Origin of the sequence: Rhizobium sp. NZLR1b, assembly GCF_019685155.1 — a bacterium.
Classification (GTDB): domain Bacteria; phylum Pseudomonadota; class Alphaproteobacteria; order Rhizobiales; family Rhizobiaceae; genus Rhizobium.
Map to the genome: position 1 here is coordinate 1 of NZ_JABDWC010000015.1, position 16,741 is coordinate 16,741.

Here is a 16,741-nt window from a genome sequence, read left to right on the forward strand (position 1 = left end):
CGCTCTTGCCGGAGCCGCCATTGTCGCTCTTGCCGGAGCCGCCATTGTCGCTCTTGCCGGAGCCGCCATTGTCGCTCTTGCCGGAGCCGCCATTGTCGCCCTTGTCGGAGCCGCCATTGTCGCTCTTGCCGGAGCCGCCATTGTCGCCCTTGCCGGAGCCGCCGTTGTCACTCTTGCCGGAGCCGCCGTTGTCGCCCTTGCCGGAGCCGCCATTGTCGCTCTTGCCGGAGCCGCCGTTGTCACTCTTGCCGGCGCCGCCATTGTCGCTCTTGCCGGAGCCGCCATCGTCGCTCTTGCCGGAGCCGCCGTTGTCACTCTTGCCGGAGCCGCCGTTGTCGCTCTTGCCCGAACCGTCTTTGTCGCCCTTGCCGTGACCGTGATCCTTGCCCTTGTCGCCGTCGTGATGATCGCGGTCCTTGTCGCCGTGATGATCGCGGTCCTTGTCGCCGTGATGATCGCGGTCCTTGTCGCCGTGGTGATCGCGGTCCTTGTCGCCGTGGTGATCGCGGTCCTTGTCGCCGTGATGATCGTGGTCTTTGCCGCCGTGGTGATCGTGGTCCTTGCCATCGCCGGTGTCATCTCCGCCGCCGGTATCGTTTCCGCCACCGTCAGCAACCTGGTTGCCGCTGTTTTCGGCAGTCGACCCGGTGCTCGATGTTTTCTTGCCGCTGCCGGTGCCCTGGCTGCTGGGGTCGCTATCTCTCGGGCTGAACTTGCTGCCGGCCGGAATTGATTTGGTCGGCATGCACAGCCTGTATTCGAGTGTGCCGCGAACTGCGCTGTTGCAGTTAACCACTGCCGGGGCTGCGGTTGCCAAGCTGCTGCTTGCCAGAAGCGAAGCTAAGGCAATGCCCAATTTCGATGCTCTGCTGATCATTTCAACCGTCTCCCAAGGTTAACCGAATGTTAATGGAGAGAGTTCGTATACTAACGATCAACTAACGTGAAGAATAAACAATAGTTAATCTGTGTCAGTTATGTAATAAGGTTAAATTCGTAAGTATAAAATTTTAATAAATTTTTATACCGACTCTGTTATCGTGACGATACAAATAAGGGGAATCCGCTATGGCGCGTCTCTTTTCTCTTGCTGCTATCTCATTCATTCTCCTGGCTTTTCAGGCTGTTGCCGGGTCATCGCTACCTGTGACGAGAAGCATCGGCGCACCTGTGGGATTCGGCGCAGCCTGCGCCAAGTACAAATGGCTGTGCGGCAGGATGGCGGCGCAACAGCTGAACGACGCGGCAGGCATGGCGCTTCTTCAAAAGGTCAATCGTGCTGTAAATGGACGCATCATTCCCGCAGAAGATCGCCCCTCATCCGGATCCAAGGATGTTTGGTCTCTACCGGTCGCCGGCCGTGGCGACTGTGAGGACTACGCCCTCCAGAAGATGAAGGACCTGATCGAGGCTGGGTTTCCCTCGAACCGGTTGGCGCTTTCCGTGGTCATCGGACCGCATGATCAAAACCATGTCGTTCTCATTGGCCGGACGGACGGCGGCGATTTTGTGCTGGATAATCTGACCAGCGCCGTGAAGCCCTGGCGCATAACCGGCTATACGTTTCTGGCCACGCAGGATTTCCAATCGCGAACGGGCTGGCGCGTGACGCTTGCTGGTCCTCGCGCCGGTGAGTTCTCCTGAACCAGACGCGTCGTCATTCAATCGCATCGCCAAGGTGCCTGACACCGGCAGCCCCGGCTCGGCCGCGAATGGTCCCGTCTCGCAGACTGGGAAGTCTCCTGCAAGAGACCAGGCCTGCCGTTCCTCGGGCGAAGAGGGCGCGGCAATATTGGCTCCTTCAAACTCGTGAGTGAGCCGAAGCGGCAAAACACAAGGGAGCTCAGGTAACTCGATGAGAGCCGTTCAGCGCTGGCGTCAGAGGGCGCCGCGCTTCGAAAGGGCTCGCCGCTGACAAGCACCGGTTCCGGCACTATCTTCACCGCCGAGCTGTTGCCAAGCCTGGAACGAACCATGACGAAAACCAAACTTGTGGATCTCTATCGCGACTACATCGCCTGCCTCAACAGGCAGGACTGGCCGAACCTCGGGCAGTTCGTCGCCCGCGACGCGATTCACAACGAGCGACAGATCGGGTTGTCGGGTTACATCGCCATGCTGGAGCGCGATTTCGATGATATTCCGGACCTTTGTTTCAATGTGCTAATGCTAGTCGTTGACCCGCCTTACCTAGCGTGCCGGCTGAGCTTCGACTGCACGCCCAAGGGAGAATTCCTCGGCATCGATGTGAACGGCAGGCGAGTGACCTTCGCCGAGAACGTCATCTACGAATTTCGCGACGGAAAGATCGTCGAGGTCTGGTCGGTGGTCGACAAGGTGGCCATCGAAGCTCAGCTTCAGGGCGAGCGGTAATTGCGCGGACATCAGACGATGACGACGCGCTCTCCGAACGGGGTGTCGTCGTCGAAATTGCGGGTGCCGATCCGCTCGCTTTCGCCTCGCCTGACAAGACCGGTTGCTCCGCTTGATGCCCAGCTTCTTCCCCTTCTTCCGATGCCGCGTACGCAAACCGCTTCTGTGAGTTCTCCTCGTCGTGGACGATCAGATTCGCGTGCGGGATGAAATCGCTTTCGGTTTCCTTCTTGAGTGCCATCTGATCGGCGGTGATCTGCGACTGGCGGGCGGCGACCCAGGCATTGTCGGGTTCGGAGCCGATCGATGTGCTGGTGCCGACCTTAGTGGGTTCGGACGGGGCGGTGGCGGAGATGGGGTTGATCGCGTCGACCATGAAATTCTCCTGCTGGTGGCAATTTGGCGAAACAGCGGTCGTTTTCTGGGAGGAAAAAACGGAACGGTCTTCGGACCAGTCAGGGAGACATATCGAGCCCAGGCAGAAAAACACAAGGGGACAGTGACGTCGCCGCCACCTCGAACAATGCCGAAATCGAGTGCAGGTACGGCAAATTCGACGAGGAATTGTGTACCCGACACACGGCCCAACGAATGATTTATGTAAGAATCGGAAACACTTTGTGACTAAGTGTCTCCAAAAGCAGCGTTTTTTGACTTGTCGCGTAAGCAGAGATGAAGGATATTCTGAAAACGTTGAGGGAAGCCTTCATGATCAGAATGATTGAAAACCCTGCCGAACTGGCTGGCGAGGATATCACCGGCAAATATATTCTCCGGAAGCTGAACTATCATTGGTTCGCTTACGGCAAGGCGGCCATTGTGACCGCCTGCAAGGGAACAATCCTGCATCTCGAGCGAGAAGAGACGGTTTATTCCGAGCGTTGGGGCCGTCGCGCCTATACCGGAACCGGCAAGCGTTACCCAGGCGGCATCTGTCCCATTTCGGCAATCGCCTGCGTTTGCGATACGCCCGATGACGTCAATGCCGTCATTCAACTGGATGTCGAAGCGCAGGACGAATTCTATCAGCTGATCGCCAAGGCGGAAGCCAGGGTTCAGGCGCTTGCCTCTTCCTCACGAAACAGCCAGTTTCTCGAAGCTGCCGAATAAGGCGGTTTTTCAACGAAATCAGCCTCGGGCCGTCATTGCGGCAATGGCGGAACTTCTCTGACATCCAGAATGCGGGATGCAGAGGCGTCGCGCAATCAGCCGCTTTCGCCGAAACTCAAGCACGTGTTCCCCGATTCTGCCGGCTCGATCACCCGATCTGCTTGAGATCGCGGGCGAAGCGTTGCCAGTTGGCGATGTAGTTTTCCGCCGAGCGGCGGATGGCTTCGATTGCCGCCTCGTCGAGCACACGCACGACGCGGGCGGGTGCTCCGACGATGAGGGAATTATCGGGGAATTGCTTGCCTTCGGTCACCAGCGCATTGGCGCCAACAAGGCAGTTGTCGCCAATCTTCGCGCCATTCAGAATGGTGGCGCCCATGCCGATCAGCACGTTGTCTCCGAGCGTGCAGCCGTGGAGGATGGCGTGGTGGCCGATGGTGCAGCCTTTGCCTGTTGTCATCGGGAAGCCCATGTCGGTATGGGCCATCACACCTTCCTGGATGTTGGTGCCTTCGCCGATGGTGATCTTCTCGTTGTCGCCGCGCAGCACGGCGCCGAACCAGACGCCGACATTCTCGCCGAGCTCGATCTCGCCGATAATATTGGCATCCGGTGCGATCCAATAGAGGCCGGCAGCGGCAAGTTTCGGCGTTGATCCGCCGAGCGCATAGACGGGCATGGCTCGCTCCTCAGACGATCTCGACCGATAGGGTGGCGACGCCGTCGATGCCGCAACTGATGCGATCGCCCCTGGCGACCGCACCGACGCCGGCAGGCGTGCCGGTCATGATGATATCGCCCGGCGCCAGCGTGAAGAGCTTCGACAGTTCGGCGATGATCTCCGGCACCTTCCAGATCATCTGGTTGAGATCGCCGTCCTGGACACGCTTGCCGTTCTGTTCCAGCCAGATATTTGCCTGCGAGGGGTGGCCGAGGCGGCTTGCCGGAACGATCGACGAGACGGGGGCGGAATGTTCGAAGGCCTTTCCGACCTCCCAGGGACGGCCGAGCTTCTTGGCCTCGCCCTGCAGATCGCGGCGGGTGAAATCGACGCCGACGGCATAGCCGTAAATGCAGTCGAGCGCGTCTGCGGCCTTAATGTTGGCGCCGCCGGATTTCAGCGCAAGCACACATTCGACCTCGTAATGCACGTCCTTCGAGAGTGGCGGATAGGGGAAGGCATTGCCCGCCGGCAGCAGGTTATCGGCATTCTTCTGGAAGAAGAAGGGCGGCTCGCGGGTGGGATCATGACCCATCTCGATCGCATGGTCGGCATAGTTGCGCCCGACGCAATAGACGCGGCGCACCGGAAAACGCTCGGCGCTGCCCTCGACCGGCAGCAAAACCGGTTGCGGAAGCGGGATGACGGTTGCGGGATCGGACATGAGCGGGCTCTTTCTGTTTTCGAGTCTTGCCGCATCTTAGACGGAAAACATCGCGCCGGGGAAGCGTCCCGGGCGTCCCGCTTCGGTGCATTGACGCTGTCAAGGTCGCAGGTTAACGTTGGCCATGAGCAGGATTTTTGCAGTTTCAACACAGTCTACGACCATCGCGCCGCGGTGGGTGTTAGACGCGTGAACTGAATTCCGTTCATTGCCGCTAAGACCAACCCGCCGGAGACGAGCGGGTTTTTTGTGGCCGCCCGTGTCCCGCATTCGAGGATGAAATCATGGACGATATCCAGAAGCATATTCTTGCGGAGCGGGCGCTGGCCGTTGCCCGTCGTTGCGTCACCAGCCGCTTTGCCGGGGCGGCTTTCGCCTACGTGGCTGGTTCGCTCATGCGTGGCGATGGGACTGCGTTTTCGGATATTGATCTCGTGGTCGTGTTCCCATCGCTGGAAAGAGCCTCGCGGGAGTCGTTCACTGAGGACGGTTTCCCGGTCGAGGCCTTCGTCCACGACGAACAGACGCTGGCGCATTATCTTCATGCCGATGCGGAGAGCGGCTGCCCCGTCATGGTCACCATGGTGGCGACCGGTAGCATCGTGGGCCTGGATTTCGACAGCGCACGCATCGTTCAGGCCAGGGCCGCAAGCATGCTCGCAGCAGGGCCAAAACCTCTTGCCGGCGCAAGCTACGACATGCTGCGCTATCACGTCACCGATCTTGCCGTCTGCGCGGGTCGCGCCCGCCCGAAGAGATCGCGGCCATCGCTGCGCAGCTCTATCAGAAACTCGCCGACCTCATCCTCCTCGGGCGTGGCGCGTGGGCCGGCCGCGGAAAGTGGGCGCCGCGTCTCAAAAGAGCGCTCGATGCACAATTGGCAATCGAATTCGACGCGGCGTTCAGGCTGGCGGCAGAGGGCGACGCTACGCGATTTCTGGCTTTGGCCGACCGCGAGCTTGCCTTGCATGGCGGCCGCTATTTCGAGGGGTTCAGGCAGGACGCGCCGATGGAAGCGCGCCGCCTGGAATAATAAGGCTGCAGGGTTTCCAGCACCGAATTGAAGAATCCGCGGCGTTGTCATCTCCGACCGGAGAGTTGGTCAACCGACATTGCCGCAGACGCTGCTGAACGTCGCTCGGGCGAAAACAGGCCCTCAACACGTCATTCCATGCTAATCTTTGAGCCATCGGAAGGGATAGTGATGGCAATGCTGGAAACGGATAAGGTGTTCGCAGGCTCGGTTCCGGAAAACTACGACCGCTATATGGTTCCGTTGATTTTCGAACCTTACGCTGCGGATCTTGCGGGGCGGGCGGCATCCTTCTCGCCGAGCGCCGTGTTGGAAACCGCCGCGGGCACCGGGGTCGTTACCCGCGTATTGGCGCCAAGATTGTCGTCAGGCGCAAGCTATGTTGTCAGCGACCTCAACCAGCCGATGCTCGACTATGCCGCTTCCCGGCAAACGCCCGACAGCCGCATCCAATGGCGCCAGGCGGATGCTCTGGCGCTACCGTTTGAGGATGCGGCCTTCGATCTCGTCTGTTGTCAGTTCGGGGCGATGTTCTTTCCCGACCGGCCGGCTGCCTACCGCGAAGCAAGGCGGGTCCTGAAATCAGGAGGACGTTTTTTGCTGAGCGTATGGGATCGCATCGAAGAGAATGTGTTTGCGAATGATGTGACGAATGCTCTCGCCAGGATTTTTCCGAACGCTCCGCCGCGCTTCCTGGCACGCACGCCGCATGGCTACCACGACAAGGACCTGATCCGGTCGGAGTTGGAGGGCGCAGGTTTCTCCCATGTGGTGATCGAAACGAGGGCCGAACAAAGCCGCGCATCCTCGCCCCGCATTCCGGCCGTTGCCTATTGTCAGGGCACGCTTCTTCGCAATGAGATCGAAGCCAGAGAGGCAGGAAAACTGGAGGCTGCGACCGACTACGCTGCATCCGCGATTGCAGACAGGCATGGCGGCGGCGAGGTTGCTGCCAAAATTCAGGCGCATGTCATCGTGGCCGTGGCCTAGAACAGGATGATTTTAGGCCCGCTCGGCCTAATCTGAATCCTGTTCTTAAGAGTTAGAGCATGATGTCATGAGAAAACCGCACACACTTTTCAACATCATGCCAGAGCTGGCGAACACCCGAAGTACATGCCTAGCCGAGAGCGCCTTGGGCAGCGCAGATCCTGTCGATCAGAGCATCAAGTTCACCCCTTGGCGGACGGCTTTTGGCCAGGCGCTGCTTGAGGTACATGATCGGCTCGGCCAGAATTTCTTCCAGGCTCTCGGCGCAGGTGAAATCGCCGGCCACGCGCTTGACCTTCGAATTGTCGAAGATTGCCGTCCAGGCCTTGTCGCCGAGCAGTGGGCCTACCCACTCCGGATTGTATTTGATCAGGGTGTCCGTCGGAATGTGGACGATCTTCGCCTCGACGCCCAGCAATCTTGCGATGGTCTTTTGGATGTCGTCCCAGATATGTGCGCGATCGGAGGTGATATGGAAAATCTCATTTAGCGCTGCCTCCTTGGCGAAAAGTCCGACGAAAGGCATTGCGAAATCGACCGCGCGTGTCAGTGTCCACGGCGTGTGGCCGTCGCCGGCCACGATGGTGGGCTCGCCATCCAGCATGCGTCTCGCCATGACGTCGCTGTCGCCCATCATGATCGGCAGGCCGGTGCGAACGGTGTGGCTGGGACGGACGATCGTCCAGGCGAGATTGATGGACTTCTTGAGCAACTCCTCGCCGGCAATCTTGGCCTGGCTGTAGGGCCAGTAAGGATTGATCGCCGGGGTCTCCTCGGTAATCACATAGTGACGCGGCGGCTTTTCATAGACCGAGGCCGAAGAGATGAAAATGTACTGACCGCAATTGTCCGCAAACAGTTCGATGTCGCGCGCGACCTGATCGGGCGTGAAGGCGATGAACTGGCACACGACATCATAGTTGGCCTTGGCGAGATCGGCATAGCCGCGCGATCCCAGTTCGCCGACGATCGAGGTCACCCCCGCAGGCAACGGGTTGCTTCTCAAGCCACGATTGAAGACGCTGACATGATGGCCTTGGGCAACGGCCCGCTCAACGCATGGATAGGAGATTTGGCCGGTGCCGCCAATGAAAAGAACTTTCAAAGCCATGAGAGTGACCTCGGGGTCTGCGCGGGATCGATGATGGCTCTTCATAGCGCGAAAGAACTTGATCGTCTCCCAGAAATCTCGCCATCTGAGAATGGCAACGCCCAAGAGAGCCTCGTCCCGACATGCTCCGAAGGACTCGAACGGCGAGCGGCATGTGTTCGGGCTGTTGATGGGTGCAAGGAGCGGCGTTGCAGCGTGTCCTTCGAGGCTCCGGCCTTTGGCCTGCGCGCCTCAGGATGAGGGCGTTGGCGGATGCCGCGCCTAGATGAGGGGCGCCGAGGATATCCCGTCCTCGATGAAGAGGTAGACAATGTCCGATAAAGAACTCAATGGCGCCGCGTCGCCGGCAATGAGGCGTACAGCGCGATTGAGGCTCAGGGCTCCTGCATCAACGGATATTCTTTTCCTGACCGAGCTTTTCTCCCGACCGGAGCTGGTCGCACACCGACCCGTGCCGCGGCCCGACTCGCCCGATGAAAGTGCTGCGCGGCTTGCCCGTGATATCGGGCATTGGAAAGATCATGGGTTCGGGCGTTGGGCGGTCGAAGCGAACGGCGCGCTGATCGGTTTCGGCGGCGTGACCGTTTCGAAGGAATTCGGCGGCCTCAATCTTTCGTATCATCTGCACCCCGAAAGCTGGGGGCAGGGATATGCCACGGAGCTGGTCCGGGAAACACTGACCTTTACCTTCGACGATCTGCATGCGGAGCGGGTGATCGGGTTGGTCCGCCCCATCAATGTCGCTTCAAAGCGCATTCTCGAGAAATACGGCTTCCATTTCGACCGCGAAGTGATGCTGCATGGCGCACCGACCAACATGTACACCCTCGGCGAACTCCGGACTTGAGGCCGCCGTAGAGGTTCGGGATGGCCGGTTTGCGCAGGCCCAAAACAGTCGCGCATTTTTGCTCGCTCTAAGGTACCAGCAAGATACTGCCGGCGGAGCGCCCCGACTCCATTTCTTCATGAGCCGTCGCAACATTTCTCAAGCTGTATTCGGCGCCGATCTGAGAGACGATCCCTGTTTCCATCGCCCGGACCGCCGCTTGAGCGGCCTCACGATATCTATCGATGTCAGTGCACCAAGCCATGATGCTCGGGTGAGAGAGCGCCTTGCCTGGCCGGAGTTCCTCGAGGGGAACGGGTGGAACCGGGCCGGCGGCCTGGCCGATGCTGACAGCCATGCCGAACGGTCGGACCGAGCGGATGCTTTTAACAAGCATGTCACCGCCAATTCCGTCAAAGGCGACGTCGACACCGTTTCCGCCCGTCAGCCGCTTGACCTCTGTGACAATATCCGCTCCCCGTCCGACCACGAGATGATCGGCTCCGTAGGATTCGGCGAGCGCCGCCTTTTCAGCGCTACTGACCGTGCCGATCACCGTGGCATTGAGCGACTTTGCCCAACGAACAAGCATGCTGCCCAGTCCACCGGCGGCCGCATGAATGAGAACACAACTCCCGTCATGCACATTGTAGGTCTTCGTCAACAGCATGTAAGCGGTCATGCCTTTGAGCAGCGAACTTGCCGCCGTTTTAGCCGAAATCGCCTTGGGAAGCTTAATCGCACGGTCGGCAGCGATGTTCCTCGTCGAGCAGTAGGCTCCGACCGGCGGTCCCGCATATGCGATATGATCGCCCTCTTTGAAGTTCTCGACGCCGGGGCCGACAGCTTCGACGACGCCTGCGGCCTCCGCGCCGATCACTGCGGGATATGAGGGCAGCGAGTAGATGCCCTTGCGGTGATAGACGTCGAGAAAATTGGTCCCGATAGCGTGATGGCGGATTTGGATCTCGCGGTTGCCGGGAGGATGGACACGTTGATCCTGGACCTGGAACTGAGCGACGTCGCCCGGCGAGTTCAGCAGTACAATCTGATCTGTCATCGTTTGTCTCCTTGATGCAGTCAAACTACCCGGTGGCGAGATGCGTGAAAATTCCCTATTGTCGCCCAATGATTGGGAAAGAATTCACACAAATCGATTGGGACGACCTGCGGCATTTCTTGGCGCTCGCACGGTCCGGAACGTTTCTCGGCGCGGCGAAGCAGCTCGGCGTTGAACATGCGACAATAAGCCGGCGTGTTGCATCGCTGGAAGCCAGACTGGGACGCAAGCTCATCGACCGTCGCGGACGGCGCGTCGTTCTAACCGCCGATGGGGAACAGGTTGCCAAGCATGCAATGCTTATCGCCACGCAAACTGCCGCAATCGAGCAGCTTGGTCGCAGCAGCTCGACTGAACTGCGTGGCCACGTAAGGATCAGCGCTCCTCCAGCGCTTTCGAGCGTCCTTCTGGCGCAGCCAATCGTGGCCATCCGGCGAGACCATCCAGCCGTCCAGATCACGCTTGTCGGAGAGAAACGGCTCGCTTCGTTGAACCGACGGGAGGCAGATATCGCTGTGCGGTTGTCGCGGCCAGAAGATGGCGACTATTCCATCATCAAGCTTGGCGAGATCACCTTCGACCTCTACGGCTCAAAGTCATACCTCGAAACCGTTGCGCCATCCGAATGGACCTTCATCGGCTATGACGAAACAATGAACGCCTCGCCGCAGCAGGCTCGTCTCATTGAGCTGGCCGCTGGCCGGCCGATAGCGGTGAGGTCATCGGTACTGGAATTTCAGGCCGCAGCGGCGAGGCTTGGTGGCGGTGTCGTCATGCTCCCGGATTTCGCCGTCGCGGAATCCGGCGATCTCCAGCGCATCACGGGGGAACATGCTCTTGGAAGGGACGTGTGGTTGGTCGTGCATTCGGAGATCAAGGACGTCCCCTCCGTGCGTGTGGTCGTGGATGCGCTCAAGCGCGCCTTCGGGAAGTGATCGGCTGCCAAATGGAGCGTCACATGCGCGAGCTACGAAGCTATTGAGGGCGCGCTTCATTTCACGGGTTCCATGCGCAGAACCTGGTTTTAGCGCTGCCCCGGATGATCACTCACCGCCGTCGCCAACCAGCGCATCCCGGACGATCGCGTAATAGGGGGCTAGCTCGGGCATGTCAGCAGCCAGCCTCTCGAAGACGTGGTCGGATGGCGCGAGCGTGCCGGCATATTTTGCATCGATGAACGCCCGATGGGCGGCGAGGGACAGCGGATCGGCCTTGTGCAGGACGGTGAAGACCGGCGACGTCACGGTGCGGCCCTTGACGATGATCCGGTCGAGCTCGACGACGGTGTAGGTGTCGGCGACCAGTCTTGCGGTATCCTCGCCGAGCAGCAGCGCTACGCCATAATTCTTCGAGGCGCCTTCGAGGCGGGAGGCGAGGTTGACGCTGTCGCCGAGGCAGGAATAGTCGAAGCGGCGGGTCGAGCCCATATTGCCGACGATGCATTCGCCGGTATTGATGCCGACGCCCATCTTCAGGACGTGCGGTTTACCGCCATGCGCTGCCGCTTCCCGCTCCAGCTGGTTGTTCAGCCTCGAAATCGCTGTCTGCATGGCAAGCGAGGCGCGCACGGCATGGAGGGCATGGTCGGGATCGTCGAGCGGCGCGTTCCAGAAGGCCATGATGCAATCGCCCATATATTTGTCGATCGTCCCGCCATGATCCATCACCACGTCGGAGAGCGGCGTCAACAGCCGGTTGATCAGACCGGTCAGCTGCTCCGGATCGTCCTTCAGCGTCTCGGCGATGGTGGTGAAGCCACGTACATCCGAGAACAGCACCGAGAGCGTGCGCCGCTCGCCGCCGAGCTTCAGTTGCGAGGGATCGTTCGACAGGCGCTTGACGAGATCGGGGGAGATGTATTGGGCGAAGGCGCGGATGATCTGCCGCTTGTTGCGGCGCTCCTCGGCATAATCGAAGGCGGCCTGGCCGAAGACGACCGAGATATAGGCGACCGTCGGGCCGAGCGGCGAGACGAAGACATGGGCAAGCCGGATGCCGGCAAAGCTTACGGCGGCGAAGGCGAGGAGGCCCACCGCACTGGTGACGATCGTCAGCCATCCCGTCGAGCGCCAGACGGTCGTGGCGGCAAGCAGCACCGATATCAGGATGCAGGCGGCAACCGCGGGCAGGCGGGCTTCGGCGATCGACAGGCCAGCACGGATATTGTCGTAGATGGTCGCCTGAATCTCGACACCGGAGACGAGTTTGCCGGTGTGAACCGTATAGGGCGTCGCAAAGGCATCGACACCGCCCTTGTCGATCGCGGGCGCATTCTGCAGGCTGAGGCCGACGAGAACGACTCGGCCCTTGAAATAATTCCGCGGCAGCAAATTCTCAGGGTCGAGCGCCTGGTAGTAGGAGACCGTGGGATAGCTGCGGGCCGGGCCGAAGGACTGGATGAGCCGGCCGGCCGACAGAATCTCCGCCGGCGTTCCCGACGTCTTCGCCAGCATGGCGGCAAAGCCGTCCTCATAGCCCGGAATGCGGCGGAAGATGCCGTCGCCGCTGAGATCGATCGAGGCGATGCCGGTCACAGCACCCGCTTGCGTCAGCTGCGGCAGCGGCGTGGCGCGGATCAGTTGCGAGGCCTGCGGCGTCTCGATCAGCGTTTCGTCGCCGGCAAGCACGGTGTCGGGACCGACGGCCTCGGTGATTGCCGCGTCATTGCCGGGGTTCGAGGGTTCGGCCATGATGATGTCGAGGCCGATGACACGGGCGCCGGCGGCGCGCAGCTGTCTCACGAGTTCGGCATGCAGGCTGCGCGGCCAGGGCCATTGGGCGTTGATATCGGCAAGCGACGGTTCGTCGATCGCAACGATGACAGGTCCACCTTGAGGCGGGCGTGGATCGTCGACGGTCGAGAGGTAATCGTAGCTTCTGAGCTCCAGCAGCGACCAGGCGGGCAGGCGTGACAACAGCGAGATGGCGATCAGCACCGACAGCGACAGTATCAGCAGCCTGAGACGGCGGCTCCCGGTCTGACTGCCGGTGGGCCTGGCCTGCCGAGGCTTATCCTGCTCCCGCATCAGAAGCGGACTTTGAGGGTGCCCTTGAAGGCGCGGCCCCAGCCGGGCACGCCGGGCGTGATCTCGAACTCCTCGTCGAGCAGGTTATAAGCGGCAGCTTCGAGTGCGATGCGCTTGTCCAGCGGTTCCCAGATCAGGTGGGCGTCGAGGCTCCAGTAATCGTCGAGCGTGGTGCCGAGATCATCGCCGTCGCGTTCGCCGACATAATTGGCGGCCACCGTCGCCTTGACCTTGGCCTCGTTGACCCAGGTCAGCGCGATCTGGCCGGAATTCTTCGGGATAAACGGCAGAGAGCCGCCGTAGTTCGGCTCCAGCGGGTCCTTGTTCTCCGATTCCATGTAGGCATAGGTGGCCGAGAGGCCGAAACCGGCGCCGAGCGCGACGTTGGCCGTGACGGCGGCGCGGTCGATGCTGCCGCGCGACAGCGGCAGGCTGTCTGCCGCAGGCAGCGCGATCAGCGGCAGGTCGATCGAGAAATCATGCAATTCCTGGTGCTGATATTCGACCGAGGTGAAGAGCCGGTCGGTCCACTCGGCATCCCATTGCAGCGCCACCGTATCGGTATAACCCTCGACGCCGATCGAATATTGGTTGGCCTGCAAACCGAGGATGCCGATCGGGGCAAGAGTGGGAACGCCGGTGTCGAGGCTCTGGCGCATGAAGGCAGCGCGCAGCCAATGGTTCTCGGCCGGTGCCCAGGCGAGGCCGAAGCGTGGCTCCAGCCGGCTGACATCGACGCTGCCGCCGCTCATCTGCGTGCCGAAGAGAGCATACTCGCCTTTGAGTTCGGGGGTGATCTCGTGCAGCACGTCGATGTAGGCGCGGGCGATGTTGACGCGGTTATTGAATGTGTCCGGGCCGTCGGTGGTCCCGGGGATGATCGGGAAGAGCGGAAAGAGTTCATGAAGGCGAGAGGAGGTGGTCGCGCTGGCATCGATCCAGCCGCCTTCGATGCCGTACCGCCAAGTCAGCGGTCCGCTGCCGATGGAATGGCTGAGCGCGGCGACATAGGCTTTTGAGGACAGCTCCTCCGTCCCGTCCAAGAATGGAATGATGTCGGGGTCAGGCAGACCGAGAACCGGTGCATCGTCTACCTGAAGAGAGGTGGACGTCTGCGATTTGCTTTCCGAATAGAGAAAGGCGCCGTTCAATATGTTTTCGTAGCCGAAGGTATGGCTCCAGCCGAGGCCGGCATTGGTCGTTTCGGTGATATTGCGCCGATAATTGTATTCCGAAGAGACTTCGGTGCGAACCCCGAAGCCCAGGAGGTTGAGGAAGTCCGTCAGTGACGAGCCTTCCGTCAGTGCGTTCAGCGTTCCATCATTCTTGGCATGGTTGACATAGGCCACCACGCGATCGTCCGGCGTCACCGTTGCCGTCAGATAACCATTGCCGCCGACGAGCTTGTTGTTGGTCTGGAAGCCGCCGAAGTTGCGATAGTCGCCGTCCAGCGCCAGTTCTTCCCAGGTCAGGTTGCCGAAGAAGCTGAGCGGGATCGTCTCGTTCGAGAAGCCCTGGATTTCGGCCTCGCCGATGCGCCTTGTATGGCCGTCGACGCTGTTGATGCCGCCGCCGAGCGAGCCTTCGATGAAAGGCGTGCGCAGCAGCGTTGCCGAACGAGAGCGGCCGGAGAGCATGTGCGGATCAAGCAGCAAGCCCTGGATAAAGGATGAATAGCTAGACGCGTTGCCACGGTTCTGGATGACATTGTCATCGCTGAAGCTCGTTGCATTGACGTAAGGGAAGATGCTGCCCTTGATCGACTGGTCGATATAGCCGCTGCCTTCGAAGGGGCTGAAGACCGCATCCCCGTAATAGCGGCCCCAGGCATCCAGGCCCTGGAGGCGAAAAGCGTTGTTCAGCGTCGAGCCGGCATCCTCGTTGGCGCCGAGCGCGCTGTAGTCACCGCCGCGGGCGCGTGAGCGGCGGAGAAATTCCTGCGCGTTGCGGATCGCGCCGTCGGCGTCGTAATCGTCGATATCGATGGCGGTGCGGAAGGAGGAGATGACCGGATCGTTCTTGTCGAGCCTGTCGGCATTGTCGACTGCCTGCTCGGAAGGGATGCGGTCGCCCTTTTCGTAATGGGCGGCGGCGAGCATCAGCTGCGATTGCGAATGGGCTGGATTGGCGGTGCTGGCGGCCAGCAGGTCCTCCAGCGCCTTGTCGCGCTCGCCGGTTTGCAGGTAATAGCGGCCGCGGGCGAGGAGAGCGATGTCGAAGGAGGGATCGGCGGCGAGCGCCGCATCGATTTCGCGCTTGGCATCCTTCATCCTGGATTGGTCGAGATAGAGGATGGCAAGATTGCCGTGCGGGACCGGATCCTGCGGATCGAGGGCGATCGCCTTTAGGAACGCAGCCTCGGCCTCGTCATTGGCGTTGCGGGCGCTTTGCAGCAGGCCCATCGAGTTCAACGATCCCGAGGCCCCCGGCGCAAGCTCGATGGCGCGGTTCAGATCGGCCAGGGCGCCATCGATATCGCTTTCGTAACTCGCCTTGTAGGCGGCACGTGCGGCAAGGGCGATCGGATGATTGGGATCGAGCGAGAGGGCGCGGTTGACCGCCTCCAGCATCTGGGCGCGGTCGTCGATCAGCTGCGCCAGCTGGGCGCGGATCGCAGGCAGGGTTGGGTCATCAGGAAAACGCTTTTCCGCATCCTTGATCAGGTCGACGGAGGCGCGGGGATTTTTGAGGAAGCCTGCCGTGTAGGCCTGCATGATCGCGCCATAGGGGCCGACCGCTGATGACGGCGGCTTTTCGACATGGGCTGGATCGGAAAGCGAACGGGCAAAATAGCCGCCATACTGCGCCATGTTCCGGCGGGCCGGATCAAGATGCGGCAGTGCCGCCGCAAACAGCCTTGCGGCTTCGTCATAGCGTTTTTCGGAGCCGGCGATCGTGGCATCGATCAGGTCGACGCGCGCCTTCTGGAGGGTGGTCAGCTTGCGCCGGCGAACCTCCTGAAGCGTCTTTGCGGCGACCTGCCGGCCGTCGAAGGCGCTCTGCACTTCGGCAAGCTCCAGCCAGTTCTCGGTGGTGCGACGTTCCGGCGACAAAGTCAGCAGCCGGCGGCGCTCATCGGCCATGCGGCCTGCCGGCAACGGAGAGGTCGGCATCAGGCCGAAGCCATCGCGCAGGTTCAGGTAGAACAGCATCTGCTCGCGATCATCGGGTGTGACGATCACCAGCTTTCGCGGCGCCTGGCCGATCGTGGCAACCGCCCCTTCGCCTTCGTTCACCTCGACGCTGCCCTGCGGGTTGCTCAGCGCCACACGGCCTTCGAGCACGATCATCGAGGTCTTGTTGCCCTCGACGGTCATCGTCCAGTCGGTGCCGCGGATGGCGGCTGCGGCCGCTGGTGTCTCGACCGTCAGACCTTGGCCGCCACGCTCGGCGCGCGCCCAGATCGTTCCCGATTGCAGCTCCAGTGTCGTGTCGCCGCTGGCGGCCATTTTCTTGACCTGCAGCGATGAATTGCGGCCGAGGCGAACCTGGGTGTGGTCGGAAAAGACGATGGCGAGCTGGCCGTTGGCATTGGTGCGCAGCACGTCGCCGGTCAGGAGATCCTGATTGATATCGACGACACGCCAATTCGATACGTCGATGAAACGGACCTCTTCGCCGGTCTTGCGGGCGATGACGGAACCGGCGACCGGTGTTGCACGCTGGACCGGATCGGCCATTGCCGGCGGTGCGAGACCGGGACCAGCAAGCGCCAGCGCCATGCCCGCACGACAGATGTTCTTGGAATAACCCCGCATAACCCCAGACCCCATACCCGCTTCCCCTTTGTCCGTGTAGAGGGGAAAAGTCAAGCGCGTTGCACACGT

Annotated in this window: 12 protein-coding genes and 3 pseudogenes; 7 read left to right on the plus strand and 8 right to left on the minus strand. The window is 60.9% G+C overall.

The window, feature by feature from the left end; translation table 11 throughout:
* A pseudogene (locus tag HJB84_RS20410) lies at positions 1-745 on the minus strand (hypothetical protein); the annotation flags it as partial.
* Between the two features lie 323 nt (positions 746-1,068).
* Between HJB84_RS20410 and HJB84_RS20415 the strand changes: the two are divergent.
* Together HJB84_RS20415 and HJB84_RS20420 are read left to right on the plus strand one after the other, a co-directional pair.
* Positions 1,069-1,644, plus strand: coding sequence for a transglutaminase-like cysteine peptidase (locus HJB84_RS20415; RefSeq protein ID WP_221116725.1), 576 nt, complete (start codon positions 1,069-1,071; stop codon positions 1,642-1,644).
* A gap of 330 nt (positions 1,645-1,974) precedes the next feature.
* The gene (locus HJB84_RS20420) at positions 1,975-2,373 is read left to right on the plus strand and encodes an ester cyclase (RefSeq protein WP_207581013.1); all 399 of its coding nucleotides are present in this window, start codon (positions 1,975-1,977) and stop codon (positions 2,371-2,373) included.
* A gap of 11 nt (positions 2,374-2,384) precedes the next feature.
* On the opposite strand, the pseudogene HJB84_RS34010 reads toward HJB84_RS20420, so the two are convergent.
* A pseudogene (locus HJB84_RS34010) lies at positions 2,385-2,749 on the minus strand (hypothetical protein).
* A gap of 332 nt (positions 2,750-3,081) precedes the next feature.
* Here HJB84_RS34010 and HJB84_RS20425 point away from each other — a divergent pair.
* Positions 3,082-3,483, plus strand: a complete 402-nt coding sequence (locus HJB84_RS20425; RefSeq protein ID WP_207581012.1) for a hypothetical protein — start codon at positions 3,082-3,084, stop codon at positions 3,481-3,483.
* Between the two features lie 148 nt (positions 3,484-3,631).
* Here HJB84_RS20425 and HJB84_RS20430 read toward each other — a convergent pair whose 3' ends face one another.
* Both HJB84_RS20430 and HJB84_RS20435 read right to left on the minus strand, forming a co-directional pair.
* Positions 3,632-4,162: a gamma carbonic anhydrase family protein gene (locus tag HJB84_RS20430; RefSeq protein WP_207581011.1), complete on the minus strand. Its 531-nt coding sequence runs from the start codon at positions 4,160-4,162 to the stop codon at positions 3,632-3,634.
* 10 nt (positions 4,163-4,172) lie between these two features.
* A complete protein-coding gene (locus HJB84_RS20435; RefSeq protein WP_207581010.1) occupies positions 4,173-4,868 on the minus strand; it encodes a fumarylacetoacetate hydrolase family protein in 696 nt (231 codons plus the stop codon).
* Positions 4,869-5,152: 284 nt separating this feature from the next.
* Between HJB84_RS20435 and HJB84_RS20440 the strand changes: the two are divergent.
* Both HJB84_RS20440 and HJB84_RS20445 read left to right on the plus strand, forming a co-directional pair.
* Positions 5,153-5,901 (plus strand): annotated as a pseudogene (locus HJB84_RS20440) (nucleotidyltransferase domain-containing protein).
* A 177-nt stretch (positions 5,902-6,078) separates the two neighbouring features.
* Complete coding sequence (locus HJB84_RS20445; RefSeq protein WP_207584341.1) at positions 6,079-6,891, plus strand: class I SAM-dependent methyltransferase; 813 nt, start codon at positions 6,079-6,081, stop codon at positions 6,889-6,891.
* A 130-nt stretch (positions 6,892-7,021) separates the two neighbouring features.
* Here HJB84_RS20445 and HJB84_RS20450 read toward each other — a convergent pair whose 3' ends face one another.
* Positions 7,022-8,002, minus strand: coding sequence for an SDR family oxidoreductase (locus HJB84_RS20450; RefSeq protein ID WP_221116726.1), 981 nt, complete (start codon positions 8,000-8,002; stop codon positions 7,022-7,024).
* Positions 8,003-8,312: 310 nt separating this feature from the next.
* On the opposite strand from HJB84_RS20450, the gene HJB84_RS20455 reads away from it, so the two are divergent.
* Complete coding sequence (locus HJB84_RS20455; protein WP_207581007.1) at positions 8,313-8,849, plus strand: GNAT family N-acetyltransferase; 537 nt, start codon at positions 8,313-8,315, stop codon at positions 8,847-8,849.
* 67 nt (positions 8,850-8,916) lie between these two features.
* Here HJB84_RS20455 and HJB84_RS20460 read toward each other — a convergent pair whose 3' ends face one another.
* Positions 8,917-9,888: a quinone oxidoreductase gene (locus HJB84_RS20460; protein ID WP_221116727.1), complete on the minus strand. Its 972-nt coding sequence runs from the start codon at positions 9,886-9,888 to the stop codon at positions 8,917-8,919.
* 68 nt (positions 9,889-9,956) lie between these two features.
* Between HJB84_RS20460 and HJB84_RS20465 the strand changes: the two genes are divergently transcribed.
* On the plus strand, positions 9,957-10,823 hold the full coding sequence (locus HJB84_RS20465) for a LysR family transcriptional regulator (RefSeq protein ID WP_207581005.1): 867 nt from the start codon (positions 9,957-9,959) through the stop codon (positions 10,821-10,823).
* 108 nt (positions 10,824-10,931) lie between these two features.
* Here HJB84_RS20465 and HJB84_RS20470 read toward each other — a convergent pair whose 3' ends face one another.
* Together HJB84_RS20470 and HJB84_RS20475 are read right to left on the minus strand one after the other, a co-directional pair.
* Positions 10,932-12,914: a CHASE2 domain-containing protein gene (locus HJB84_RS20470; RefSeq protein WP_207581004.1), complete on the minus strand. Its 1,983-nt coding sequence runs from the start codon at positions 12,912-12,914 to the stop codon at positions 10,932-10,934.
* Entirely contained in the window at positions 12,914-16,672 is a 3,759-nt protein-coding gene (locus HJB84_RS20475) for a FecR domain-containing protein (protein WP_311044136.1), read from the minus strand. Before HJB84_RS20475 ends, HJB84_RS20470 begins: the two co-directional genes overlap by 1 nt.
* Positions 16,673-16,741: the final 69 nt, after the last annotated feature.